The sequence below is a fragment of the Streptomyces mobaraensis genome, assembly GCF_020099395.1.
Taxonomy (GTDB): domain Bacteria; phylum Actinomycetota; class Actinomycetes; order Streptomycetales; family Streptomycetaceae; genus Streptomyces.
Window position 1 is genome coordinate 3,511,120 of record NZ_CP083590.1, and the last position, 23,254, is coordinate 3,534,373.

General features: G+C 71.9%; 22 protein-coding genes and 1 tRNA gene. 14 read left to right on the plus strand and 9 right to left on the minus strand.

Features of this window, described 5'->3' with window-relative positions:
• Positions 1–14: 14 nt before the first annotated feature.
• The 5 genes from acs (at position 15) to K7I03_RS15150 (ending at position 5,496) form a co-directional block, all read left to right on the plus strand.
• Positions 15–1,991 carry an acetate--CoA ligase gene (gene acs / locus K7I03_RS15130; RefSeq protein ID WP_185942392.1) on the plus strand — a complete coding sequence of 659 codons (1,977 nt, stop codon included), beginning with the start codon at positions 15–17 and terminating at the stop codon, positions 1,989–1,991.
• A 192-nt stretch (positions 1,992–2,183) separates the two neighbouring features.
• Positions 2,184–3,581: a Na+/H+ antiporter NhaA gene (gene nhaA / locus K7I03_RS15135; protein ID WP_185942393.1), complete on the plus strand. Its 1,398-nt coding sequence runs from the start codon at positions 2,184–2,186 to the stop codon at positions 3,579–3,581.
• 108 nt (positions 3,582–3,689) lie between these two features.
• Positions 3,690–4,148, plus strand: coding sequence for a phage holin family protein (locus K7I03_RS15140; protein ID WP_185942394.1), 459 nt, complete (start codon positions 3,690–3,692; stop codon positions 4,146–4,148).
• The gene (locus K7I03_RS15145; protein WP_221902857.1) at positions 4,145–5,143 is read left to right on the plus strand and encodes an alpha/beta fold hydrolase; all 999 of its coding nucleotides are present in this window, start codon (positions 4,145–4,147) and stop codon (positions 5,141–5,143) included. The genes K7I03_RS15140 and K7I03_RS15145 overlap by 4 nt, the downstream gene beginning before the upstream one ends.
• Positions 5,144–5,274: 131 nt before the next feature.
• Positions 5,275–5,496 (plus strand): hypothetical protein, encoded by a 222-nt coding sequence (locus tag K7I03_RS15150; protein ID WP_185942395.1) that lies wholly within the window; start codon positions 5,275–5,277, stop codon positions 5,494–5,496.
• Between the two features lie 152 nt (positions 5,497–5,648).
• On the opposite strand, the gene K7I03_RS15155 is transcribed toward K7I03_RS15150, so the two are convergent.
• The 3 genes from K7I03_RS15155 to nth all read right to left on the minus strand — a co-directional run bounded on the left by K7I03_RS15155 (position 5,649) and on the right by nth (position 8,750).
• Positions 5,649–6,848, minus strand: a complete 1,200-nt coding sequence (locus K7I03_RS15155) for a MarP family serine protease (RefSeq protein ID WP_185942396.1) — start codon at positions 6,846–6,848, stop codon at positions 5,649–5,651.
• A gap of 107 nt (positions 6,849–6,955) precedes the next feature.
• A complete protein-coding gene (locus tag K7I03_RS15160) occupies positions 6,956–7,648 on the minus strand; it encodes an NUDIX hydrolase (RefSeq protein WP_185942397.1) in 693 nt (230 codons plus the stop codon).
• Between the two features lie 97 nt (positions 7,649–7,745).
• The gene (nth, locus tag K7I03_RS15165; protein WP_185942482.1) at positions 7,746–8,750 is read right to left on the minus strand and encodes an endonuclease III; all 1,005 of its coding nucleotides are present in this window, start codon (positions 8,748–8,750) and stop codon (positions 7,746–7,748) included.
• A 403-nt stretch (positions 8,751–9,153) separates the two neighbouring features.
• On the opposite strand from nth, the gene K7I03_RS15170 reads away from it, so the two are divergent.
• A complete protein-coding gene (locus K7I03_RS15170; RefSeq protein ID WP_004939715.1) occupies positions 9,154–9,828 on the plus strand; it encodes a Crp/Fnr family transcriptional regulator in 675 nt (224 codons plus the stop codon).
• Between the two features lie 99 nt (positions 9,829–9,927).
• Here K7I03_RS15170 and K7I03_RS15175 read toward each other — a convergent pair whose 3' ends face one another.
• The 4 genes from K7I03_RS15175 to K7I03_RS15190 form a co-directional block, all read right to left on the minus strand.
• Positions 9,928–10,767, minus strand: a complete 840-nt coding sequence (locus K7I03_RS15175; RefSeq protein WP_185942398.1) for an MBL fold metallo-hydrolase — start codon at positions 10,765–10,767, stop codon at positions 9,928–9,930.
• Entirely contained in the window at positions 10,764–11,729 is a 966-nt protein-coding gene (locus tag K7I03_RS15180) for an NUDIX hydrolase (RefSeq protein ID WP_221902858.1), read from the minus strand. Before K7I03_RS15180 ends, K7I03_RS15175 begins: the two co-directional genes overlap by 4 nt.
• Before the next feature lie 189 nt (positions 11,730–11,918).
• The gene (locus tag K7I03_RS15185) at positions 11,919–12,383 is read right to left on the minus strand and encodes a RidA family protein (protein ID WP_185942399.1); all 465 of its coding nucleotides are present in this window, start codon (positions 12,381–12,383) and stop codon (positions 11,919–11,921) included.
• A complete protein-coding gene (locus K7I03_RS15190; RefSeq protein WP_003967454.1) occupies positions 12,380–12,538 on the minus strand; it encodes a DUF4177 domain-containing protein in 159 nt (52 codons plus the stop codon). The genes K7I03_RS15185 and K7I03_RS15190 overlap by 4 nt, the downstream gene beginning before the upstream one ends.
• A gap of 71 nt (positions 12,539–12,609) precedes the next feature.
• Here K7I03_RS15190 and K7I03_RS15195 point away from each other — a divergent pair, with 71 nt between their 5' ends.
• Complete coding sequence (locus K7I03_RS15195; protein WP_185942400.1) at positions 12,610–13,716, plus strand: ArsA family ATPase; 1,107 nt, start codon at positions 12,610–12,612, stop codon at positions 13,714–13,716.
• On the plus strand, positions 13,713–15,386 hold the full coding sequence (locus K7I03_RS15200; RefSeq protein WP_185942401.1) for an ArsA family ATPase: 1,674 nt from the start codon (positions 13,713–13,715) through the stop codon (positions 15,384–15,386). The genes K7I03_RS15195 and K7I03_RS15200 overlap by 4 nt, the downstream gene beginning before the upstream one ends.
• A gap of 219 nt (positions 15,387–15,605) precedes the next feature.
• On the opposite strand, the gene K7I03_RS15205 is transcribed toward K7I03_RS15200, so the two are convergent.
• Positions 15,606–15,941: a WhiB family transcriptional regulator gene (locus K7I03_RS15205; RefSeq protein ID WP_004939680.1), complete on the minus strand. Its 336-nt coding sequence runs from the start codon at positions 15,939–15,941 to the stop codon at positions 15,606–15,608.
• Between the two features lie 384 nt (positions 15,942–16,325).
• Here K7I03_RS15205 and K7I03_RS15210 point away from each other — a divergent pair, with 384 nt between their 5' ends.
• Entirely contained in the window at positions 16,326–18,518 is a 2,193-nt protein-coding gene (locus tag K7I03_RS15210; RefSeq protein WP_185942402.1) for a transglycosylase domain-containing protein, read from the plus strand.
• A gap of 103 nt (positions 18,519–18,621) precedes the next feature.
• Here K7I03_RS15210 and K7I03_RS15215 read toward each other — a convergent pair whose 3' ends face one another.
• Positions 18,622–19,083: a GatB/YqeY domain-containing protein gene (locus K7I03_RS15215; RefSeq protein ID WP_185942403.1), complete on the minus strand. Its 462-nt coding sequence runs from the start codon at positions 19,081–19,083 to the stop codon at positions 18,622–18,624.
• 141 nt (positions 19,084–19,224) lie between these two features.
• Here K7I03_RS15215 and K7I03_RS15220 point away from each other — a divergent pair, with 141 nt between their 5' ends.
• From K7I03_RS15220 to K7I03_RS15240, 5 genes are all read left to right on the plus strand, one after another.
• Positions 19,225–20,154, plus strand: a complete 930-nt coding sequence (locus tag K7I03_RS15220) for a metallophosphoesterase (protein ID WP_185942404.1) — start codon at positions 19,225–19,227, stop codon at positions 20,152–20,154.
• A 136-nt stretch (positions 20,155–20,290) separates the two neighbouring features.
• Positions 20,291–20,364: transfer RNA gene (locus K7I03_RS15225), tRNA-Pro, on the plus strand.
• Between the two features lie 255 nt (positions 20,365–20,619).
• Entirely contained in the window at positions 20,620–21,126 is a 507-nt protein-coding gene (locus tag K7I03_RS15230; RefSeq protein WP_185942405.1) for a hypothetical protein, read from the plus strand.
• Positions 21,127–21,188: 62 nt separating this feature from the next.
• Positions 21,189–22,448 (plus strand): sensor histidine kinase, encoded by a 1,260-nt coding sequence (locus tag K7I03_RS15235; protein WP_185942406.1) that lies wholly within the window; start codon positions 21,189–21,191, stop codon positions 22,446–22,448.
• Positions 22,445–23,248 (plus strand): response regulator transcription factor, encoded by an 804-nt coding sequence (locus tag K7I03_RS15240; protein ID WP_185942407.1) that lies wholly within the window; start codon positions 22,445–22,447, stop codon positions 23,246–23,248. The genes K7I03_RS15235 and K7I03_RS15240 overlap by 4 nt, the downstream gene beginning before the upstream one ends.
• Positions 23,249–23,254: the final 6 nt, after the last annotated feature.

A 23,254-nucleotide genomic window follows, 5' to 3' on the forward strand; every position in this document is an offset into this window, starting at 1 on the left:
GAAAGGGAGATGTCGTGAGCAACGAAAGCCTGGCCAACCTTCTGAAGGAGGAGCGCCGCTTCGCACCGCCTGCCGCCCTGGCCGCGCAGGCCAACGTCACCGCGGAGGCCTACGAGCGGGCGCGGGCCGACCGGCTGGGCTTCTGGGCCGCGCAGGCACGCCGCCTGAGCTGGCATACCGAGCCGACCCAGACCCTGGACTGGTCGAACCCGCCGTTCGCCAAGTGGTTCGCCGACGGCAAGCTCAACGTGGCGTACAACTGCGTGGACCGCCACGTCGAGAACGGCCTCGGCGACCGGGTGGCCCTGCACTTCGAGGGCGAGCCGGGCGACACCCGCTCGATCACCTACGCCGAGCTGCAGCGCGAGGTCTCGAAGGCCGCCAACGCCCTGATCGAGCTGGGCGTCCAGGCCGGTGACCGGGTCGCCATCTACCTGCCGATGATCCCCGAAGCGGTCGTCTCGATGCTCGCCTGTGCCCGCATCGGTGCCCCGCACTCGCTCGTCTTCGGCGGTTTCTCCGCCGACGCCCTCGCCACGCGCATCGAGGACGCCGACGCCCGCGTCGTCATCACCGCCGACGGCGGCTACCGCCGCGGCAAGCCCTCGGCACTCAAGCCGGCCGTCGACGAGGCCCTCACCCGCCCGGGCACGGAGAACGTCCGCAGCGTCCTCGTCGTCCGCCGCACCGGCCAGGAGGACGTCGCCTGGACCGAGGGCCGCGACATCTGGTGGCACGACCTGGTCGAGCGGCAGTCCGACCGGCACACGCCCGAGGCGTTCGACGCCGAGCACCCGCTGTTCATCCTCTACACCTCCGGCACCACCGGTAAGCCGAAGGGCATCCTCCACACCACCGGCGGCTACCTCACCCAGATCTCGTACACCCACCACGCGGTCTTCGACCTCAAGCCCGAGTCGGACGTCTTCTGGTGCACGGCGGACGTCGGCTGGGTGACCGGCCACTCGTACATCGTCTACGGCCCGCTCAGCAACGGCGCCACGGAGGTGCTGTACGAGGGCACGCCCGACACCCCGCACCGGGGCCGCTGGTGGGAGATCGTCCAGAAGTACGGCGTCACCATCCTCTACACCGCGCCGACCGCGATCCGCGCCGCCATGAAGTGGGGCGACGACATCCCGGCCAAGTTCGACCTCAGCAGCCTGCGCGTCCTCGGCTCGGTGGGCGAGCCCATCAACCCCGAGGCGTGGGTCTGGTACCGCGAGCACATCGGCGCCGGCACCACGCCCGTCGTCGACACCTGGTGGCAGACCGAGACCGGCGGCATCATGATCAGCCCGCTGCCCGGCGTCACCGAGACCAAGCCCGGCTCGGCCCAGGTGCCCCTCCCCGGCATCGCCGCGACCGTGGTGGACGACGACGCCAACGAGGTGCCGAACGGCTCGGGCGGTTACCTGGTCCTCACCGAGCCGTGGCCGTCGATGCTCCGCACCATCTGGGGCGACGACCAGCGCTACCTCGACACCTACTGGTCCCGTTTCGAGGGCCGCTACTTCGCCGGCGACGGCGCCAAGAAGGATGAGGACGGCGACATCTGGCTGCTCGGCCGGGTGGACGACGTGATGCTGGTGTCCGGGCACAACATCTCCACCACCGAGGTGGAGTCGGCGCTCGTCTCGCACCCCAAGGTCGCCGAGGCGGCGGTCGTCGGGGCGACCGACCCCCAGACCACCCAGGCGATCTGCGCCTTCGTGATCCTGCGCGGCGAGGCCGATCTCGGCGAGGAGGAGAGCGCCGCGCTGGTCGAGGAGCTGCGGGCGCACGTGGGCAAGCAGCTGGGCCCGATCGCCAAGCCCAAGCGGATCCTGCCGGTGGCGGAGCTGCCCAAGACCCGCTCCGGAAAGATCATGCGCCGGCTGCTCCGCGACGTCGCCGAGAACCGCACCCTCGGTGACGTCACCACACTGACCGACTCCTCGGTCATGGAGCTCATCCAGGCCAAGCTCCCGGCGGCGTCCAGCGAGGACTGACCCCGCTGGGGAGCCACGAGACGGAAGGGCGCTCGGTGTGCGCACCGGGCGCCCTTCACCTGTTCGGGCTAAAGTAAAGACACATCGCGTAGAAATCTCGACAAGAATCACAGGCGCGCCGGGAAGTCTGGTCGGCACTCGGCACACGTGGCCCCACGTGTGTCCGTCGATCGACCCCAGGAGGTCTCCACCGTGGCCGCGCCCCAGAAGAACCGTTCCGTCCTCCTCGGCCGGCTGCCGCTGCCCGAGCGGAACCACCTCGCGGACGCGCTGCGCACCGAGACCGTCGGCGGCGTTCTGCTGCTGGCCGCCGCCGTCGCCGCTCTGATCTGGGCGAACACTCCGCTCAAGGACAGCTACGAGTCCATAAGCGGCTTCCACCTGGGACCCGGCGCGCTCGGGCTGAACCTCTCCGTCCAGCACTGGGCCGCCGACGGGCTGCTGGCCGTCTTCTTCTTCGTCGCCGGCATCGAGCTCAAACGCGAACTCGTCGCGGGGGAACTCCGCGACCCCAAGGCGGCCATCCTCCCGGTGGTCGCCGCCCTCTGCGGCATGGCGATCCCCGCCGTCGTCTACACCGCGGTCGCGAGCAGCGGCGGCGGCTCCCTCCAGGGCTGGGCCGTCCCCACCGCCACGGACATCGCCTTCGCCCTCGCCGTCCTCGCCGTCATCGGCACGGCCCTGCCGTCCGCGCTGCGCGCCTTCCTGCTCACCCTCGCCGTCGTCGACGACCTCTTCGCGATCCTGATCATCGCCGTCTTCTTCACCTCGCAGATCGACTTCGTCGCCCTCGGCTTCGCGGTGCTCGGCCTCGCGGTCTTCCGGCTGCTGCTGTGGAAGGGCGTGCGCGGCTGGTACGTCTACGTCCCGCTGGCCGTCGTCAACTGGGCGCTGATGTACAACAGCGGGGTCCACGCGACGATCGCCGGTGTCGCCATGGGACTGATGCTCCGCTGCCACCGGCACGACGACGAGCGGGTCTCCCCGGGGGAGCACATCGAACACCTCGTACGCCCGTTGTCGGCCGGACTCGCCGTACCGCTCTTCGCCCTGTTCTCCGCGGGCGTCTCGCTCTCCGGCGGCGCGCTCTCCGACATCTTCCGCAGGCCCGAGACGCTGGGTGTCGTACTCGGCCTGGTACTCGGCAAGGCGATCGGGGTCTTCGGCGGCACCTGGCTGGCGGCCCGCTTCACCCGGGCCGAGCTGAACCCCGACCTGAAGTGGCCCGACGTCCTCGCGGTCGCCTCGCTGGCCGGCATCGGCTTCACCGTCTCCCTGCTCATCGGTGAGCTGGCCTTCGGCGACGATCCGGTCCTGGGCGGCGAGATCAAGGCGGCGGTCCTGGTGGGCTCGCTGATCGCCGCGGTCCTCGCGAGCATCCTGCTGAAGCTCCGCGACAACAAATACAAGAAGCTGTGCGCCGAGGAGGACCGGGACGAGGACCAGGACGGCATCCCGGACATCTACGAACAGGACGACCCGGCGTACCACCTGCGCATGGCGGCGATCCTCGAAGCGAAGGCCGCGGAACACCGCCGCCGGGCGGAAGTCGCCTCCGGGCGCACCACCGGCGACGATGGTCCGGCATGATCTGAGTGTCCTCACCACCGCCGAAGGCGGGCGGAACACCCAGGCCGGACCCGGTCCGGGCCGCCGAGGACGCGCAGACGAGGGAGCGACGACGATGAGGGAGCAGCGATGAGCGCAGCCGACGACGGTGCCGAACGCAGCCTCGGCCAGCTGGTGGCGACGGCCACCGCGGAGCTGTCCGCGCTGGTGCACGACGAGATCGCGCTGGCCAAGGCCGAACTGCGGGAGGACGCCAAGCGGGTCGGCGTGGGCGGCGGCGCGATCGCCGCGGCGGGGACCCTGGCGCTCTTCTCACTGCCGGTGCTGAGCTTCGCGGCGGCGTACGGCATCCACAACCTGGGCCTCGGCCTCGCCTGGTCGTTCCTGATCACGGGCGGTGCGTTCCTGGTACTGGCGGGTCTGCTGGGGCTGCTGGCCATCAGCAAGCTGAAGAAGATCAGCAAGCCGGAGCGAACCATGGCGTCGGCCAAGGAGACGGCGGCCGTTCTGAGCACGGTCAAGCCGCATCCCCGTCCTGTGACGGACACGCGCCCTGCGGACGCATCTGTGACACGCTCGTCCGTATGACGGTGCCCGATACCTCCGCAGCGCCCGCGTCTCCCGAACCCGCCAAGGCCCCGGACCCGTCCGCGCCGGCGGTCTCCGCCGCGTCGCCGACGGCGGTGGTGCGCCCGGACGGGCCGTGGACGCACCGGGACGTCGCGGCGAACGGGGCGCGGTTCCATATCGCCGAGATGGGCGAGGGGCCGCTGGTGCTGCTGCTGCACGGCTTCCCGCAGTTCTGGTGGACGTGGCGGAACCAGCTGCCCGCGCTGGCGGAGGCCGGGTTCCGGGCGGTCGCGATGGACCTGCGCGGTGTGGGCGGCAGCGACCGCACGCCGCGGGGCTACGATCCGGCCAATCTCGCCCTGGACATCACCGGGGTGATCCGCTCGCTCGGCGAGCCGGACGCGGCCCTGGTCGGCCACGACCTCGGCGGCTATCTGGCGTGGACGGCGGCCGTGATGCGGCCGCAGCTGGTACGACGGCTGGTGGTGTCGTCGATGCCGCACCCCAGGCGGTGGCGCTCGGCGATGCTCACCGACCCGCAGCAGACCGCCGCCGGGTCGTACGTCTGGGGCTTCCAGCGGCCGTGGATCCCGGAGCGCCGGCTGGTCGCGGACGACGCGACGCTGGTCGGCCGGCTGATCCGGGACTGGTCCGGGCCGCGGCAGCCGGAGGATGCGGCGGTCGACGTGTACCGGCGCGCGATGACGATCCCGTCGACGGCGCACTGCTCGGTCGAGCCGTACCGGTGGATGGTGCGGTCGATGGCGCGGCCGGACGGCATCCAGTTCAACCGGCGGATGAAGCGGCCGGTGCGCGTCCCGACGCTGCATGTCCACGGGTCGCTCGATCCGGTGATGCGGACCCGGAGCGCGGCGGGCTCGGGCGAGTACGTGGAGGCTCCCTACCGCTGGCGCCTCTTCGACGGCCTGGGGCACTTCCCGCACGAGGAGGACCCGGCCGCGTTCTCGGCGGAGCTGATCGGCTGGCTGAAGGACCCCGAACCGGACCGGTAGGGGGCGGGCCCGCGGGCTACCGGAGCAACGGGTCGAACAATTGGCCGACGATCGGTCATTGCCTCGTGCATAGGCCAATTGCCCGTCGCGTCGGCGATTACCGACCTTCGACCCCGGGCACAGGACCGGGTATGGGCTGGACGCACGACCATCGCGACCTGACTCAGCAGCGCGGCGCCGATGACGATGCCGCGGTGACTGTGGTGACCGAAGCATCCGAGAGGATGGAGGGACCGCACGGCGGCTTCCTCCGGCCGGGGGAGGGCACGGACCCCCAGCTCGGCATCCCGCGCATCATCCGGCGCCGCGCGCGCTGGGTGTCGGCGCGGCTGCGCCATCCTCGCGGGCGCTGAGCGCCGGGCCGTCGCCCGGTACGGCTCGGCCGGCCCCCGCGGCGCTGACATAGCGCGGGGCTCACGCCCGTAGCGCAGACCCCCTTTACGCCCCTTTCGCGCCCCCGGAGCGCGCCCTCACGCGCCCCGGACCGGGCGCCTCTGGGGCGCGCTCAGAGGGCGCACCCCTGGGTGTCGGCCCGTTCCACGGCCGTACGCCCCTCCACGACGTCCTCGTGCACCTCGTCCGCCGTCAGCGCGTACCCGGTGTCCGCGTCGTCGAGCGACTTGGCGAAGACCACGCCGTACACCCGCCCGTCCGGTGTGAGCAGCGGGCCGCCGGAATTGCCCTGCCGCACGGTCGCGTACAGCGAGTAGACGTCACGCCGGACGTAACCGCGGTGGTAGATGTCGGGGCCGTTGGCGTCCACACGGCTGCGGATGCGGGCGGACCGGACGTCGTAGGCGCCGTTCTCCGGGAAGCCCGCGACGATGGCGCTCATCCCGCTCTCCGCCTCCGCGCGGGCGAAGCGCAGCTCGGGGGCGCGCAGGTCGGGGACCTGGAGGACGGCGATGTCGCGCTTCCAGTCGTAGAGCACCACCTTGGCGTCGAGGAGCCGGCCACGCCCGCCGACCTGCACGGTCGGATCCGTCACCCCGCCCACGACGTGGGCGTTGGTCATCACCCGCTGCGGGGCGAAGACGAAGCCGCTGCCCTCCAGCACCTTCCCGCAGCCCGGCGCGTTGCCGACCACCTTCACGACGCTCCGCTGCGCCTCGGCGGCGACGGCGCTGCCCGAGAGCGCGGGATCGGGGGCCGGGACGGAGGTGATGGGCTCGGTCGAGAAGGGGGCGAAGACCTGCGGGAAGCCGTTCTGGGCGAGGGCCGTGCTGAAGTCCGCGAACCAGGTGTTGGCCTCCGCCGGCACCACCCGGGCCACGCCGAGCAGCACCTTCGACGTGCGGACCTGCTTGCCGAGCGTCGGCAGCGACGTCCCCGCCAGGGCGGAGCCGATCACCCAGGCGACCAGCAGCATGGCCACCACGTTGACCAGCGCGCCGCCCGTCGCGTCCAGGGCGCGGGCCGGGGACCAGGTGATGTGGCGGCGCAGCCGGTTCCCCAGGTGGGTGGTGGCGGCCTGGCCCACCGAGGCGCAGACGATCACGATGACCACCGCCGCGACGGCCGCCGGGGTGCCCGGCGTGCGGTCCCCGGTCGCGTTGTCCCAGATCACGGGCAGTGCGTAGAGGGCGGCCAGCCCGCCGCCGAGGAAACCGATCACCGAGAGCACGCCGACCACGAACCCCTGGCGGTAGCCGATGACCGCGAACCAGGCGGCGGCCAGCAGCAGCACGATGTCCAGAACGTTCACCGAAGGGTGCCTCGCATTGCGGTTGTCGACGGTGGTGACGCGGCGGGGTGTGAGGTGCGGGGGCGACGGGGGGCGCGTGTGACGGTACGGGCTGGCCGCCGGCGTGGTCAGGCCGTCCGGTCCAGCAGCACCTCCCGGCCGGCGTCCCAGGGCCGCTCCCAGCCCGCGTAGTGCAGGATGCGGTCGATCACCCCGGCGGTGAAGCCCCAGACCGTCGCCGAGCCCACGTGGAAGACGGGGCCCCGGTGGCCGCTGGGGTGGACGGCGGTCGCCCGGTTCGCCGGGTCGGTGAGCTCGGCGACGGGGACGGTGAAGACGCGGGCCGTCTCCGCGGGGTCGACCGGCCCGACCGGGCTGGGCTCGCGCCACCAGCCGAGGACCGGGGTCACGACGAACCCGCTCACGGGGATGTAGAGGTCCGGCAGCACGCCGAAGACCTGCACGCCCGAGGGGTCGAGGCCGGTCTCCTCCTCGGCCTCGCGCAGCGCCGCGCGGACCAGGCCGCCATCGGCCGGCTCGCCGTCCTCCGGATCGAGGGCGCCCCCGGGGAACGACGCCTGGCCGGCGTGCGAGCGCAGGGTTCCGGACCGTTCGAGGAGCAGCAGCTCGGGGCCGTCCTGCCCTTCGCCGAAGAGGACCAGCACCGCGGAGAGGCGCCCTCCGGTCTCCGGCGGCAGGAAGCGGCTCAGCTGGTGCGGCTCGACGGTCGTCAGGAAGCGCGCCACCGGTTCCAGCCACTCGGGCAGCCCCTCGGCGGTCACGGTGATCTCACGGCTGTCGCGGCCGTACGTGCTCCTCATGCGCTTCCCCAATGTTCCCGACGATCTCCCCGGCGGCTGCCGGGCGTTTCCTGGTCTTCTGGCGGAATCCGCGCCGTGCCTCCGCGCGGCAGCTCCCTCACTCGGCTCCCAGCGGGGGCGCGGGCGGGCCCGGGAAGTCCGGCGGAGGCTTCAGGCGCTGGCCCGGCAGGCCGCCCTTCTCGTACTTGAGCAGCTTCCGCGCCTTCTCCGGGTCGGTCTCGCCCTCGCCGTACGCGGGGCAGAGCGGGGCGATCGGGCAGGCACCGCAGGCGGGCTTGCGGGAGTGGCAGATGCGGCGGCCGTGGAAGATGACACGGTGCGAGAGCATCGTCCAGTCGCTCTTCGGAAAGAGCGCGCAGACCTCGGCCTCGATCTTCTCCGGGTCGGTCTCCGCCGTCCACCGCCAGCGCCGGACGAGCCGCTGGAAGTGCGTGTCGACCGTTATGCCGGGGACGCCGAAGGCGTTGCCCAAGACGACGTTGGCCGTCTTGCGCCCCACGCCCGGGAGCTTGACGAGGTCCTGGAGGCGGCCGGGCACCTCACCGCCGAAGTCGTCGCGGAGGGCGGCGGAGAGCCCGAGCAGGGACCGGGCCTTGGCACGGAAGAAGCCCGTCGGGCGGATCAGCTGCTCCAGCCGCTCCGGGTCGGCCGCCGCCATGTCCTCGGGTGTGGGGTACGCCTCGAAGAGGGCCGGGGTGGTCTGGTTGACGCGCAGGTCGGTGGTCTGGGCGGAGAGGACCGTGGCCACGAGGAGCTGGAACGGGTTCTCGAAGTCCAGCTCGGGGTGGGCGTACGGGTACACCTCGGCGAGCTCGCGGTTGATCCGCCGGGCGCGCCGGACGAGCGCGGTCCGCGACTCGGCGGAGGCGCCGCTGCCGCTCGCGGGCGGCGTCGTGCTCTTCCCGGCGGCGGCCTCCTTGGCGCCCACGGTCTTCTTGGTGGCTGCGGTCTTCTTGGCGCCCACTGTCTTCTTGGTGACGGCGGCCTTCTCGGGGGCAGCGGTCTTCTTCGCCGTGGGCTTCCTCGCCACGGCCTTCTTCGCCGCCGTTCTCCCGGCGGTGGCGCTCCGGCCGCCGGCCGCCGCCGTCGGGGCGGCGTTCACCACCCCGCCGTCACCGTCGGCCGTCCGCGCCCCCCGTTCGGCCGACGGCGCCGCCTTCGCCTTCCCGCCCGCCGTCCGGCCGCTCTCTCCACGGGCCTGCGATTTGGTGGTATCTGCGTCTTTTGCGGTTTTCGCCGCAGGCTGTTCGCCCACAGCGGAATCGCGGGTCGAGGTCACCCTCCCGGCCCCCTTGCCCTGTGCTCTCACCGGCGTATTGGACACCCGGCCAGACTAAAGCCCGGCACTGACATCCGCCCCGAGCGCGGGAAAAGCACAGCCCAATCGGACCCCTGCCGTAGGGCTTCCGTCGACGATGCGCCACACTTGTGTTTGATCACACAGTTTTACCGACGGGCATCATGGGGACCACGGTCCTCTGTGCATGTCGACAAGGAGAGAACTCGTGGACGACGTTCTGCGGCGCGCCCCGCTCTTCGCGGCGCTCGATGACGAGCAGGCCGCTGAGCTGCGCGCCTCCATGGGCGAGGTCACTCTCGCGAGGGGCGACGCCCTGTTCCACGAAGGCGACCCGGGCGACCGCCTCTACGTGGTGACCGAGGGCAAGGTGAAGCTTCACCGCACCTCCCCCGACGGCCGCGAGAACATGCTCGCCGTCCTGGGGCCCGGCGAGCTGATCGGCGAACTGTCCCTCTTCGACCCCGGGCCGCGTACCGCCACCGCGACCGCGCTCACCGAGGTCAAGCTCCTCGGCCTGGGCCACGGCGACCTTCAGCCGTGGCTGAACGCCCGCCCGGAGGTGGCCACCGCCCTGCTGCGCGCCGTCGCGCGCCGGCTGCGCCGCACCAACGACTCCATGTCGGACCTCGTCTTCTCGGACGTCCCCGGCCGTGTCGCCAAGGCGCTGCTGGACCTGTCGCGCCGCTTCGGCGTGCAGTCCGAGGAGGGCATCCACGTGGTGCACGACCTCACCCAGGAGGAGCTGGCCCAGCTCGTGGGCGCCTCCCGGGAGACGGTCAACAAGGCCCTCGCCGACTTCGCCGGCCGCGGCTGGCTGCGCCTGGAGGCGCGCGCCGTGATCCTGCTGGACGTCGAGCGGCTGGCCAAGCGCTCGCGCTGACCCCGCGGGCGCCGAGGCGCGCCCGCCCGTAGGAGGGTCCCGTTCCGGCGGGGCCCTCCTACGGCGTGCTCGGGCGCTTCGTCTCGCGGCCCTGGGCTGCTAGATCAGCCCGTGCTCGCTCAGATAGTCCAGCTGCGCCCTGACCGACAGCTCCGCCGCCGGCCACACCGCGCGGTCCACGTCCGCGTACACGTGCGCCACCACCTCGGCCGGAGTCCGGTGCCCCGCCTCGACGGCGGTCTCCACCTGGGCGAGGCGCTTGGCCCGGTGGGCCAGGTAGAACTCCAGGGCGCCGCGCGCGTCCTCCAGGACGGGGCCGTGGGCGGGCAGGACCGTCCGTACGTCCTCCTCGACGACGAGCGACCGCAGCCGGCGCAGTGAGTCGAGGTAGTCGCCGAGCCGCCCGTCCGGGTGGGCGACGACGGTGGTGCCCCGGCCGAGGACGGTGTCCCCGGTGATCACGGCCCGGTCCGCGGGCAGGTGGAGGCAGACGGAGTCCGCCGTGTGGCCGGGCGCGGGGACGACCCGCAGTTCCAGGCCTCCGACGGTGATGACGTCGCCTGCGGCGAGCCCGTCGCCGCCCACGCGCAGGGCCGGGTCCACCGCCCGCACCGGCGCGCCCGTCAGCTCGGCGAAGCGCTCGGCGCCGCCGGAGTGGTCCAGGTGGCCGTGGGTGAGCAGGGCCAGGGCGATCCGCCGGCCCGATTCCTCGGCCGCGGCGATGACGGCCCGCAGGTGGGACTCGTCCAGCGGGCCGGGGTCGACGACCACCGCCTGGTCGGACCCGGGCTCGGCCAGCAGCCAGGTGTTGGTGCCGTCGAGCGTCATCGCGGACGGGTTGGGCGCGAGGACGCAGGTCGCGCGCGGGGTGGCGGGACCGGCCGGGCTGCCCGCCCGGGGGCGCCCCGGCGGTTCGGCGGGTACGGCTGCGTACGTCATGCGTCGGCTCCCGGAGTCGCGGTCGCTGGGGTCTGCGGAGGGTCCTGAGGGCGGGACGAGAGGTGCTTGGTGAACTCCTCGTGCCCGGGCCAGCTCAGCACGATCTCTTCCCCCACGAGCCGGGCCCGTGCGAGCACCGGGGTGAGATCCCGCTCACCCGCCGCCGCCAGCACCGCGGGCACGTCCCCGTACGGCAGCAGCGCACGCAGCGTGGAGACGGTGGGCGGCATCATCAGCAGCTCGCCGCGGTCGTATCCGGTGACGGCCTCGGCGGGGCGGATCCAGACGGCCCGGTCGGCCTCGGTGGAGACGCCGGCGGTGCGCTGGCCTTCGGGCAGGGCCGCCACGAAGAACCAGGTGTCGTACCGCCGGGGTTCGAACTCCGGGGTGATCCAGCGGGCCCAGCCGCCCAGCAGGTCGCTGCGGAGCAGCAGCCCACGGCGTTCCAGGAAGTCGCCGAACGACAGCTCGTGGCCGGCGAGCGCGGCACGGTCGGCCTCCCACTCCGCGCCGGTGGTGTCCGCGACGACCGTGGCCGGGTCCGGGCCGGCGAGCAGTACGCCCGCCTCCTCGAAGGTCTCGCGGACGGCCGCGCAGACGACGGCCTGTGCCACCTCCGGCTCGACACCAAGCCGGGCGGCCCACTCCCGCGGCGAGGGTCCGGCCCAGGGCACGTCGCGTTCGTCGCGGGGATCGACCGCACCGCCCGGATACGCGTACGCGCCGCCGGCGAAGGCCATGGAGGTGCGTCTGCGCAGCATGTGCACGGCCAGGGCGCCGTCGGTGTCCGTCCGCAGCAGCAGGACGGTGGAGGCGCGCCGGGGCGGTACGGGTTCGAGCTCGCCGTGCGCGAGCCGCCGGATCCGGTCGGGCCACTCGGGCGGGTACCACTGGCCGTTCCCGCGGCCGCTCGCGCGGTCGTCCGCTCCGTCGCCGCCCGTCCGGCCGTTCGTCGTCACCATGGCCGGATGCTATGCGCTGGTGCGCGGATGTTCGAGGGGGCGCGAAAGGCCCGGGGCGCCCGGCGCCACGGACCTCCACGCCCGGAACTCCTCACGGCGCGACGGGACTCGGCCGGTCCGCGCCGCACGCCCTGACCGATCCCGGCCCGGCGACGGAAGGATCCGGCCGCCCTCGAAACGAAGCGGACGTCAGTCCGCGACCTCCACCTGGAGCTCGACCTCGACGGGCGCGTCCAGCGGCAGCACCGCGACGCCCACCGCGGAGCGCGCGTGCACGCCCTTGTCGCCGAGGACTTCGCCCAGCAGCTCGCTGGCACCGTTCAGCACGCCGGGCTGGCCGGTGAAGTCGGGCGCGGAGGCGACGAAGCCCACCACCTTCACCACCCGGACGATCCGGTCCAGATCACCGACGACCGACTTCACGGCGGCCAGGGCGTTCAGCGCGCAGACGCCCGCCAGCTCCTTGGCCTGCTCGGGGCTGACCTCGGCGCCGACCTTGCCCGTGACGGGAATGGACCCCTTGACCATGGGCAGTTGGCCCGCGGTGAAGACGTACGCGCCACTGCGCACGGCCGGCTGGTAGGCGGCCAGCGGAGGAACGACGTCCGGCAGGGTCAGCCCGAGCTCCGCGAGCCTGTCCTCGACGGCACTCACGCCTTTTCCCGCTTCAGGTAGGCCACGAGCTGCTCGGGGTTGTTCGGCCCGGGAACGACCTGGACGAGCTCCCAGCCGTCCTCGCCCCAGGTGTCCAGAATCTGCTTGGTCGCGTGCACCAGAAGCGGCACCGTCGCGTATTCCCACTTGGTCATGGCCCGACTGTAATGCCTCACACTGACAGCCTCGTGCGTAGCCCGCGCGGCGACTGGTTAGGCTCCGCACCATGAGCAGGCTCCATGTCGTCAGTGGCAAGGGCGGTACCGGCAAGACCACCGTCGCCGCCGCTCTCGCCCTCGCCCTCGCGGCCGAGGGAAAACGCGCACTGCTGGTCGAGGTCGAGGGCCGGCAGGGCATCGCCCAGCTCTTCGAGACGGAGGCGCTCCCCTACGAGGAACGCAAGATCGCGGTCGCTCCCGGTGGCGGGGAGGTGTACGCGCTGGCCATCGACGCCGAGCGCGCCCTCCTCGACTACCTCCACATGTTCTACAAGCTCGGCAGCGCCGGCCGGGCCCTGAAGAAGCTCGGCGCGATCGACTTCGCGACGACCATCGCCCCGGGGCTGCGGGACGTCCTGCTGACCGGCAAGGCGTGCGAGGCCGTGCGCCGGAAGGACCGCGCGGGCCGCTTCGTCTACGACCACGTCGTGATGGACGCCCCGCCGACCGGCCGCATCACCCGCTTCCTCAACGTCAACGACGAGGTGGCGGGCCTGGCCCGGATCGGTCCGATCCACAACCAGGCGCAGGCCGTGATGCGCGTCCTCAAGTCGCCCCAGACGGCGGTGCACCTGGTGACGCTGCTGGAGGAGATGCCGGTCCAGGAGACGGTGGACGGGGTGGCGGAACTGCGCGCCGCCGGGCTGCCGGTCGGGGGCGTGGTCATCAACATGGTGCGTCCCGAGGTCCTCGACGAGGCCGCCGTCGAGGAGGCCGCGAACGGCCGGCGCGACGCCGTCGCCGCGGCCCTCGCCGAGGCCCTGGCCCGGACGTCGTCCGGCGGCGGGAGCCGGGCGGGTGCGGCGGGCGCCCTGGTCGGGCCGCTGCTCGACGAGGCACGCGAGCACACCGGACGGCTGGCGCTGGAACGCCTCGGCCGCTCCCGGCTGGCGGAACTGTCCCTTCCCACCAGCGAATTGCGGCTGCTCGGCGACGGCGTGGACCTGGCCGGCCTGTACCGCATGGCGCGCGCGCTGCGGGAACAGGACATCGTCCGGCGGGACGCCGGCGAGCGGGAGGGCGCGGCGCGGCGGACCACCGCGTCGCACGGCGGCACGTCCTACGACGGCACGTCGCACGACGTCACCAGCCGAACGACCGAGGGGGCCCAGTGAGCCTGGACAGGACGACAGCGCTCGACATCGACCCCATCCTGGACGACCGCCGCACCCGGATCGTGGTCTGCTGCGGCTCGGGCGGGGTCGGCAAGACGACGACCGCCGCCGCGCTGGGCCTGCGGGCGGCGGAGCGCGGCCGGCGGGTGGTCGTGCTCACCATCGACCCGGCGCGCCGGCTCGCGCAGTCGATGGGGATCGAGGAGCTGGACAACGTGCCGCGCCGGGTGCCCGGCGTCGACGCGGCCGCCGGCGGCGAACTGCACGCCATGATGCTGGACATGAAGGGGACCTTCGACGAGATCGTCGAGGCGCACGCCGACAGGGAACGCGCCCGGGCGATCCTGGAGAACCCCTTCTACCAGTCACTGTCGGCCGGCTTCGCCGGGACGCAGGAGTACATGGCCATGGAGAAGCTCGGCCAGCTCCGCTCCCGCGACGAGTGGGACCTGATCGTCGTCGACACCCCGCCGAGCCGTTCGGCGCTGGACTTCCTGGACGCGCCGAGCCGGCTGGGGTCGTTCCTGGACGGCAAGCTCATCAAGCTGCTGATGGCCCCGGCGAAGATCGGCGGACGGGCCGGGATGAAGTTCCTGGGCGTCGGGATGTCCGTGATGAGCGGGCCCCTGAACAAACTGATGGGCGCCCAACTGCTGCGTGACGTACAGACCTTCGTGGCGGCGATGGACACCATGTTCGGCGGATTCCGTACCCGTGCCGATGCCACGTACCGCCTGCTCCAGGCTCCGGGAACGGCGTTCCTCGTCGTCGCCGCCCCCGAGCGGGACGCGCTGCGGGAGGCCGCCTACTTCGTCCAGCGACTGGCCGCCGAGCGAATGCCGCTGGCGGGGCTGGTGCTGAACCGGGTGCACGGCAGCGGTGCCGCACGGCTCTCCGCCGAGCGGGCGCTCGCGGCGGCCGAGGCCCTGGCCGACGAGGCCGGCGGGCCGGACGAGCCCGTACGGTCCCCGGCGCACGCGGGTGGCACCGCGACGGCGGATTACACAGAAAATCTTGCCGGTTCCGGCATTGTGGATCGTGGCAGCGGGCAAGCTGGGACACGTACCGCTGACGACCCTGGCACCGTCACTCCCCTCGACACATCCTCTCCCGAGAGCGGCTTCCCCCAGCCCGTGTCACCCGGAGTGCCCACGATGTCGGCAGACTCCGCGGCACCGTCAGGAACAGCAGCTCCGGCAGCGCCGGCACCATCGGGATCCGCATCCGCGCCGTCGTCTTCGTCACCGGTGTCGTCCACGTCATCGAGGTCGTCGACGTCATCGAGCGCGGACGCGGATTCCGTCGGTGCCGCGCAGGCGGGTTCCGACGCGGAGTCGGTCATCACGGAATCCGTCACAGCGGAAACCACGGATTCGGCCGGAGGGGGCACCACTCTCTCCACCGAGAAGCTCGCCGCCGGGCTTCTGCGTCTGCACGCGGAGCGCATGCGGGTACTCACGCGCGAGCGGCGCACCCGGGACCGTTTCACCGCGCTGCACCCGGACGTTCCGGTGGCCGAGGTGCCGGCGCTCCCCGGTGACGTGCACGACCTGTCCGGGCTGCGGGCCATCGGCGACCGGCTGGCCGGGCAGCCGGTTCCGGCCGACGGGCCGGGTAGGGCGGCCGAGGGCGCGGTGCCGTCCCAGCCGGGGGCGGACCGGGCGGAGTAGCCGCGGCCGCGGGCCGTAGTGCTGCGGACCATAGCGCTGCTGCGAGCCGTAATGCTGCGGGCCATAGCGCCGCGGCCCGTAGCGCCCTGAGCCGTAGCGCGCGTGACAGTGGAAGGACCGGGTCCGGTCCGACGGCCCGGGCGGCGTGGTGGAAAGGAGCGGCCGGAGGGGCCACAGGGAGCGGCAGGCCCTGACGCCGACCCGCGTCAGCCCGGCGGTCTACCCGGCCGCCGCGTACGCGTCGTACTCCTCCTCGCCCAGCGGCAGGAGGCCGGCGCCGCGCTCGTACTCGGTGCGGGCGGTCTCCAGCAGCCTGCGCCAGGACGTGACCGTCGGCCTGCGGCGCAGCAGTGCCCGCCGCTCGCGCTCGGTCATCCCGCCCCAGACGCCGAACTCGACGCGATTGTCGAGCGCGTCGGCCAGGCACTCGGTGCGGACCGGACACCCGGTGCAGACCGCCTTGGCCCTGTTCTGCGCTGCGCCCTGAACGAACAGTTCATCCGGATCGGTAGTGCGGCAGGCGGCCTGCGCACTCCAGTCGGTTACCCAGCCCATGCTGGCGCCGTCCTCTCCCGAATTGAGGCTCCCCCACGGCGGCAGCGGCATATTCACCGTTGCCAGTTGAGGACGTTACGGAAGCAGGACAGGGGGCAACACCCCCTTCGGGCCCAATCTTGAATGGCCCGAACGGACTATGCGTACGCGGCAGATCACCCAACGGAGTGACCTGACGACATCAAAGACTTTCCTGTGCAGACAGGGACACTTCACCCTTCTCGCACGGGACGCCCAGTGACACATACGGCAATACGGACACACCTCATCACCTACAGGAGTGAAGGCACGGGTGATGCTGAAGAAGCCGCAGTGGCTGGCGTAAAACAGCGTAGGCGAACACACGGGCGTCTGTCCGCCGAATGAGAACGTAGGCTTTCCTTCATGGCTATGAAGCGCTCGGGCGGGGGGGCCTCTTCAGGGGCCCAGCAGGCCGCCAAGTTCCTCGGCGTCAGCGTCCTCTCCGGAGTTCTGCTGGCCGGTCTGGCCCTGCCGGCCGTCGGCGCGTTCGGCCTGGCGGCCAAGGGAACGGTGGAAGGGTTCGACGAACTCCCCGCCAACCTCAAGACGCCGCCGCTCAGCCAGCGCACGATCATCCTCGACTCCGAAGGCGGGGAGATAGCCAAGGTCTACTCCCGCGACCGCACGGTCGTCCCGCTGAGCCGGATCTCCCCGTACATGCAGAAGGCGATCGTCGCCATCGAGGACGCGCGCTTCTACGAGCACGGCGCGGTCGACCTCAAGGGCGTGCTCCGCGCCGTCAACCGCAACGCCCAGAGCGGCGGCGTCTCCGAGGGCGCGTCCACCCTCACCCAGCAGTACGTGAAGAACGTCTTCATCGAGGAGGCCGGCGACGATCCCGACAAGGTCGCCGTCGCCACGCAGCAGACCATCGGCCGCAAGGTCAAGGAGCTGAAGTACGCCATCCAGGTGGAGAAGGAGCTGGGCAAGCAGCGCATCCTCGCCAACTACCTGAACATCACCTTCTTCGGGCAGCAGGCGTACGGCGTCGAGGCCGCCTCCCAGCGCTACTTCAGCAAGCACGCCAAGGACCTCACCCTCGGGGAGTCCGCGTTGCTCGCCGGGATCGTCCAGTCGCCCAGCCGCTTCGACCCGGTCAACGCACCCAAGGAGGCCGTCAAGCGGCGGAACTTGGTCCTCCAGCGGATGGCGGACCTGAAGAACATCACCCCCGCGCAGCTGGCCGCCGAGAAGGCGAAGCCGATCAAGCTCAACGTCAGCCGCCCCAAGAGCGGCTGCATCACCGCCGTCAACGGCGCCGGCTTCTTCTGCGACTACGTCCGGCAGACCTTCCTCCAGGACCCCGCCTTCGGCAAGACGAAGGAAGCCCGTGCCAAGCGGTGGAACGAGGGCGGGATGACGATCCGCACCACCCTCGACCCGCAGACGCAGAAGTCGGTGCAGAAGTCGATCAGCGAGCACGTCTACCAGAGCGACACGGTGGCCACGGCGATCTCGATCGTGGAACCGGGGTCGGGCAAGGTGCTCGGCATGGGCCAGTCGAAGCCGTACGGCTTCGGCAAGAACCAGACCCAGATCAACCTGTCGACCAACTTCTCGCAGGGCGGGTCCAACGGGTTCCAGCCCGGCTCGACCTTCAAGCCGATCATCGCCGCCGCCGCCCTGGAAGAGGGCAAGTCGGCCAACCAGTCGTACTCCTCCCCGTTCTCCATGCCCTACCCGGACGAGGTGGAGACCTGCGGCACCTCCTGGAAGAACGGCGGCGAGTCGCTCACCAACGAGAACAAGAGCGAGGTCGGCCCGTACGGCATGGCGGAGGCGACGGCGAAGTCGGTCAACACCTACTTCGTCCAGCTGCTCGGTGACATCGGGCTCTGCCCGGTGCAGAAGATGACCGAGAAGCTCGGCCTCAAGCGGGCCGACGGCAGGAAGTTCGAGGCCGTCCCGTCGATCGCGCTGGGCTCCCAGCCGATGTCCCCGCTGAGCATGGCCTCCGCCTATGCGGCCTTCGCCAACCGCGGCACCTACTGCACGCCGGTTGTCGTCTCCTCCGCGCTCGGCCCGAACGGCAAGCCGCTGAACGTGCCGAAGTCGAACTGCTCCCGGGCCATGTCCGAGGAGACCGCCCAGACGATCAGCACGCTGCTGAAGGGCGTCGTCGAGGACGGCACGGGCAAGGAGGCCGGCCTCGGCGGTCGCGACAGCGCGGGCAAGACCGGTACGACGGACGGCCGCAAGGCGGCGTGGTTCGTCGGCTACACCCCCAACATGGCCGGGGCCGTCTGGGTCGGTGGAGCGGGCGAGACCCAGGTCTCGATGGAGGACATCACCATCGGCGGCGTCTACCACGCCCAGGTCTACGGCGGTGACACCCCGGGCCCGATCTGGCGGGACGCCATGAACGGCGCCCTGGAGAGCAGGTCCGCCCCCACCTTCGACACGGTGCCCGGCATCGACACCGGGGACTCCGACAAGGGGGACAAGAAGGGGAAGGGCAAGAAGGGCGGCGACTCGGGCCGGCAGGGCAACAAGCCCGGCAAGAACGGGAAGAACGGAAAGCCCGGCGGGAACGACAAGCCGGGCCGGGGGCACTGAGGCGCGAGGCGTAAGAGGGACAAAAGAGGAGGGGCCTGCCGGACCATGAACGGTCCGGCAGGCCCCTCCTTTCTCTTTCGGCTCTTACGAAAGCTGCCGCTTCTTAAGAAAGCTGCCGCTTGACCTCGGCGGAGATCCGGCCGCCCTCGGCGCGGTTGCCGACCTTGGGCTTGACGATCTTCATCACGGCGCCCATGGCCTTCGGCCCCTCGGCCCCACCGCTCTTCGCCTCGGCCACGGCCTCGGCGACGAGCGCGGTGAGCTCCTCGTCCGACAGCTGCTGCGGCAGGTACCCGGCGAGCACCTCGCCCTCCGCCCGCTCCCGCTCGGCGGAGTCGGCCCGGCCGCCCTTCGCGAACGCGTCCGCGGCCTCACGGCGCTTCTTCGCCTCGCGCGTGATCACCTTCAGGACCTCGTCGTCGGAGAGCTCACGGGCCTGCTTGCCCGCGGTCTCCTCGTAACCGATCGCGGAGAGGGTGAGACGGAGAGTGGCGGAGCGCAGCTCGTCGCGCGCCTTGATGGCGGCCGTGAGGTCTTCCTGGAGCTTTGCCTTGAGCGTGGTCATGCCGCAATCTTCGCATCCCGCCCCCGCCCGCGCCCCGCATTAACGAAGGCACCTGCCTCCAGAGCCGCTCGCGGCCCACAACTCCCCTTGGCCACCCGGCCCGTGACACGGCCGCCCCCCGCCGTCTGCGACCATGGCCGTATGCGCGCGCGATACGCAGTACCCCTGGGAATCACAGCAGTCGGCGCGGCGGGCATCGCCTACGCCGCCGGCTTCGAAGTCCGCTCCTTCCGGCTCCGGCGGGTGACCGTGCCCGTCCTGCCGCCCGGGATGCGGCCGCTGCGGGTGCTGCAGGTCTCGGACATCCACATGGTGAGCGGGCAGCGCAAGAAGCAGCGCTGGCTGCAGTCCCTCGCCGGCCTGCGCCCCGACTTCGTGATCAACACCGGCGACAACCTCTCCGACCCGGAGGGCGTCCCCGAGACCCTGGACGCGCTCGGTCCGCTGATGCGGTTCCCCGGCGCCTACGTCTTCGGCTCGAACGACTACTACGGGCCCAAGCTGCGGAACCCGGCCCGCTACCTCTTCGAGAAGGCCAGCGGACGGCACGGCCTCAACGGCAACGCACCGGCCGTCGGCGTGATCCACAACCCCTGGGAGGGACTGCGGGACTCCTTCGACAAGGCCGGCTGGGTCAACCTCACCAACACCCGGGGCCACCTGAAGATCGGCAGCACCGAGATCGCGCTCACCGGGCTCGACGACCCGCACATCAAGCGCGACCGGTACGACGCCGTCCAGGGCGGCCCGGTCCAGGACGCCGACTTCTCCATCGGCGTCGTCCACGCCCCCTACCTGCGGGTTCTGGACGCCTTCACGGCCGACGGCTACCCCCTGATCCTCGCCGGCCACACCCACGGCGGCCAGCTCTGCATCCCCTTCTACGGGGCGCTGGTCACCAACTGCGACATCGACACCGACCGGGTCAAGGGCCTCTCCACCCACCGCGCCGGCGGCCACCGCTCGTACCTCCACGTCTCGGCCGGCTGCGGCACCAACCGCTACACCCCCGTCCGCTTCGCCTGCCCCCCCGAGGCCACCCTCCTCACCCTCACCCCACGCGACGCCTGACCCGCGCCGCCGCCGAAGCCCCACCGGGCCGCCCTCGAACGACGAGGGCGGCCCCTTCCGCTCCCCCCACCTGCACCTCCCTGAGAACCGGATTTCGCCTCCCGGCTCCAGTCCGCTAAAGTAGAGCTCGTTGCAGCGGGGTGTAGCGCAGCTTGGCAGCGCGCTTCGTTCGGGACGAAGAGGTCGTGGGTTCAAATCCCGCCACCCCGACTTGGTTGCACAGGCCGGAGCCCTGATCCACAGAGTGGATCAGGGCTCCGGCTTTTTGGCATGGTCGACTGGGTGGCCGCTGGGGCGCGGCGGGGTGCGTTGTGATGCGGGTCACGAGGTGTTCGGCTCTGTGAAAGCAGGTTCCGCGGAGGGGGCGTCAACCCGTGGGTTGAGATGGTTCTCCACCCGGTTTCCACCCGGTGGTCAACCCGGGGGCCGACGATCGGAAGGGCCGTTCGCAGCAGTCTTGGAGTTGTGAACACCACCGATTACATCGTCAACGGCATCCTCGTCCTGATCGTCCTGCGCCAGGTGCGCGGCGGGCGGCTCGACCTGTCCAACCTGGTGCTGCCGGTCGTGCTGGTCGGCGCCACCGCCGCGTACTACCTGCGGGACGTGCCGACGGCCGGGAACGACCTCGTGCTGGAGCTGGTGCTGGCCGGCGCGGGGGCTGTGCTGGGGGTGCTCTGCGGGATCACGACGCGGCTCTGGCGCCGGAACGACGGGGTGTACGCCAAGGCGGGCGTCGCCGCCGCCGCGTTCTGGGTCTTCGGGATGGCATTCCGGATGGGCTTCGTCTTCGCCGCCGACCATGGCGCGGGTGACGCCATAGCCGACTTCAGCCGGACGCACGAGATCACCTCGTCCCAGGCATGGGTGGCGGCCTTCGTCCTGATGGCGCTGTCCGAGGCGGTAGCCCGCCTGGTGGTGATCCGGTACCGGGGCTACCGAATGTCCTCCTCCCCCGCGGTGTCGGTGTGATCGCCGCACGTCAGAGGCCGGGCTCGCGTTTCGCGGGCCCGGCCGCGCCTATGCTGTCCGACATGAGTTCGACGCCGCCCGGCGGTCGTGCGGGGGACAGTCCGAGGGTCGCGGAGGCACGGTCGCGCGCGACCCTGCGCGCTCTGCGTCAGGGCACACGCCTGCACCTGGCGCTCTGGGCGATCATGGTTTCCACCGCGCTGTCCGCCGCCCAGAGCCAGCCCGGTCCGGGTGTCACCGGCGAACGCCTCGTCGTCAGCCTGGCGTTGGCCGCATGCCTACTGTCCCTGGCCTTCGCGGCGCTGATCCGCCGCAGGCAGCCCGAGGCGGTCACCGTCGCGCTGTCGCTGGTCCTGGGGGGTGGCGGCAGCGTCCTGGCGTTCCTTCAGTCGGGTTCGCTGATGGTCGTCCCCGTCTCCGCCGCCGTCGCGCTGCTCTTCGCGCGTCTGCGGCCCGGACTCGCCGTGCTGCCGGCGGTACCGCTGACCGCGGCGATCACCGTCGTCACCGCGTGCGTCAGCACGTCCGGCAACGCGTTCCAGGAGGGGACGGCAGCAGCCCTGCTGTGCGCGGTGCTCGGTGCCGTCTGCATGTTCGCCCGCCAAGCCCGGCTGCGGCACGATCAGGCCGAGTTGCTGCTCGCCGAGCTGGAGGACTCCCGGGAAGCGCAGGCGCGGGCCGCCGCCGTCGCCGAGCGCACGCGCATCGCCCGGGAGCTGCACGATGTCCTCGCGCAGTCCCTGTCCGCGCTCGCCGTGCAGTTGGAAGGGGCCCGCAAGCTCGCCGAGCGGGACGAAGTCGACCCGGTCCTGCGGCAACTGATCGTTCGCAGCGGCGAACTGACCCGGGAGGGCCTCTCCGACGCGCGGCAGGCCGTCGCCGCCCTGCGTGGGGACGACGCGCCCGTGGCGGACCAACTCACCGCGCTGGTCGGCCGGTGCCGTCGCGACCTCGCGCTGCCCATCACGCTGTCGGTCTCCGGACAGCCCCGGACGCTGACGCCGGAGGCGAACCTCGCGCTGTACCGGGGTGCGCAGGAGGCGCTGACCAACGCCGCTCGCTACGCCCCCGGTTCGCCCACCACCGTCGTGCTGCGCTACACGCCGCAGGCCACCACGCTGACCGTCTCGGACGAAGGACGGGCCGCGGGCGCGCGGGACGACGACACCGGCGACGGCGTTCCGGCACCGCCCGCCGAAGCGTGGACGGGCGGCGGAAACGGTCTGCGGGGGATGCGCGAGCGCATCGAACGTGTCGGCGGCCGCAGCCACGCGGGACCCGCCGGGGAAGGGTGGACCGTGGAGATGGAGATACCGGTATGAGCGATTCCGTGGCTCCCATCAGGGTGCTGGTGGCCGACGACCAGCGGGTGACCCGTGAGGGTCTGATGCTGTTGGTCGGCCTGAACGAGGGCATGGAGGTCGTGGGCGGGGCGGCCGACGGCGCGGAGGCGGTGGCCCTGGCCTGCGAACACCGGCCGGACGTCGTGCTCATGGACCTGGCGATGCCGGGGACGGACGGACTCGCCGCGACCCGGATGCTCCGCGAGCAGGCGCCGGGGATCGCCGTCCTGGTGCTGACGACGTACGCGGACGACTCGTCGGTCTTCCCCGCGCTGCGGGCGGGGGCGAAGGGGTACCTCACCAAGGACGCGGGCGCGGACGAGATCGAACGGGCGATCCGGGCCGTGCACGGGGGACGGATCTGGATGGACCCGGTGGTGCAGGAACGCCTGATCGCGGTCGTCACCGCCGGGGACCAGCCTCCCCTGTCCGAGGCGGCCCCGGGCGGCTCCCCGCAGGACTCTCCAGCAGCCGCGCCCCGGCCGGTTCAGCCGAGTCGGCCGTCGCACGCGACTCAGACTCCTCCGACGTCGCAGGTGCCGCAGACGTCCCAGTCGGCGCGGGACGTCTCCGTGCCTCCGCAGGATCGGCTGACCGCCCGGGAGACGGAGATCCTCACCCTGATCGCGGAGGGGCTGTCCAACGCCGAGATCAGCGAACGCCTCTTCCTCAGCCGCGCCACGGTCAAGACGCACATCAACCGCGTCTTCGCGAAGACCGGCGCCCGCGACCGCGCCCAGGCCGTCCGCTACGCCTACCGCTCCGGGCTGGTCGGCTGACGCCCG

Excerpts from the sequence above, each read along its gene's own strand:
- K7I03_RS15140 (WP_185942394.1), top strand. The coding sequence starts at position 3,690 with ATGAGCGCAGCCGACGACGGTGCCGAACGCAGCCTCGGCCAGCTGGTG.
- K7I03_RS15145 (WP_221902857.1), top strand. The coding sequence starts at position 4,145 with ATGACGGTGCCCGATACCTCCGCAGCGCCCGCGTCTCCCGAACCCGCC.
- K7I03_RS15150 (WP_185942395.1), top strand. The coding sequence starts at position 5,275 with ATGGGCTGGACGCACGACCATCGCGACCTGACTCAGCAGCGCGGCGCC.
- K7I03_RS15160 (WP_185942397.1), bottom strand. The coding sequence starts at position 7,648 with ATGAGGAGCACGTACGGCCGCGACAGCCGTGAGATCACCGTGACCGCC.
- K7I03_RS15175 (WP_185942398.1), bottom strand. The coding sequence starts at position 10,767 with ATGACGTACGCAGCCGTACCCGCCGAACCGCCGGGGCGCCCCCGGGCG.
- K7I03_RS15180 (WP_221902858.1), bottom strand. The coding sequence starts at position 11,729 with ATGGTGACGACGAACGGCCGGACGGGCGGCGACGGAGCGGACGACCGC.
- K7I03_RS15190 (WP_003967454.1), bottom strand. The coding sequence starts at position 12,538 with ATGACCAAGTGGGAATACGCGACGGTGCCGCTTCTGGTGCACGCGACC.
- K7I03_RS15195 (WP_185942400.1), top strand. The coding sequence starts at position 12,610 with ATGAGCAGGCTCCATGTCGTCAGTGGCAAGGGCGGTACCGGCAAGACC.
- K7I03_RS15205 (WP_004939680.1), bottom strand. The coding sequence starts at position 15,941 with ATGGGCTGGGTAACCGACTGGAGTGCGCAGGCCGCCTGCCGCACTACC.
- K7I03_RS15210 (WP_185942402.1), top strand. The coding sequence starts at position 16,326 with ATGGCTATGAAGCGCTCGGGCGGGGGGGCCTCTTCAGGGGCCCAGCAG.
- K7I03_RS15215 (WP_185942403.1), bottom strand. The coding sequence starts at position 19,083 with ATGACCACGCTCAAGGCAAAGCTCCAGGAAGACCTCACGGCCGCCATC.
- K7I03_RS15220 (WP_185942404.1), top strand. The coding sequence starts at position 19,225 with ATGCGCGCGCGATACGCAGTACCCCTGGGAATCACAGCAGTCGGCGCG.
- K7I03_RS15235 (WP_185942406.1), top strand. The coding sequence starts at position 21,189 with ATGAGTTCGACGCCGCCCGGCGGTCGTGCGGGGGACAGTCCGAGGGTC.
- K7I03_RS15240 (WP_185942407.1), top strand. The coding sequence starts at position 22,445 with ATGAGCGATTCCGTGGCTCCCATCAGGGTGCTGGTGGCCGACGACCAG.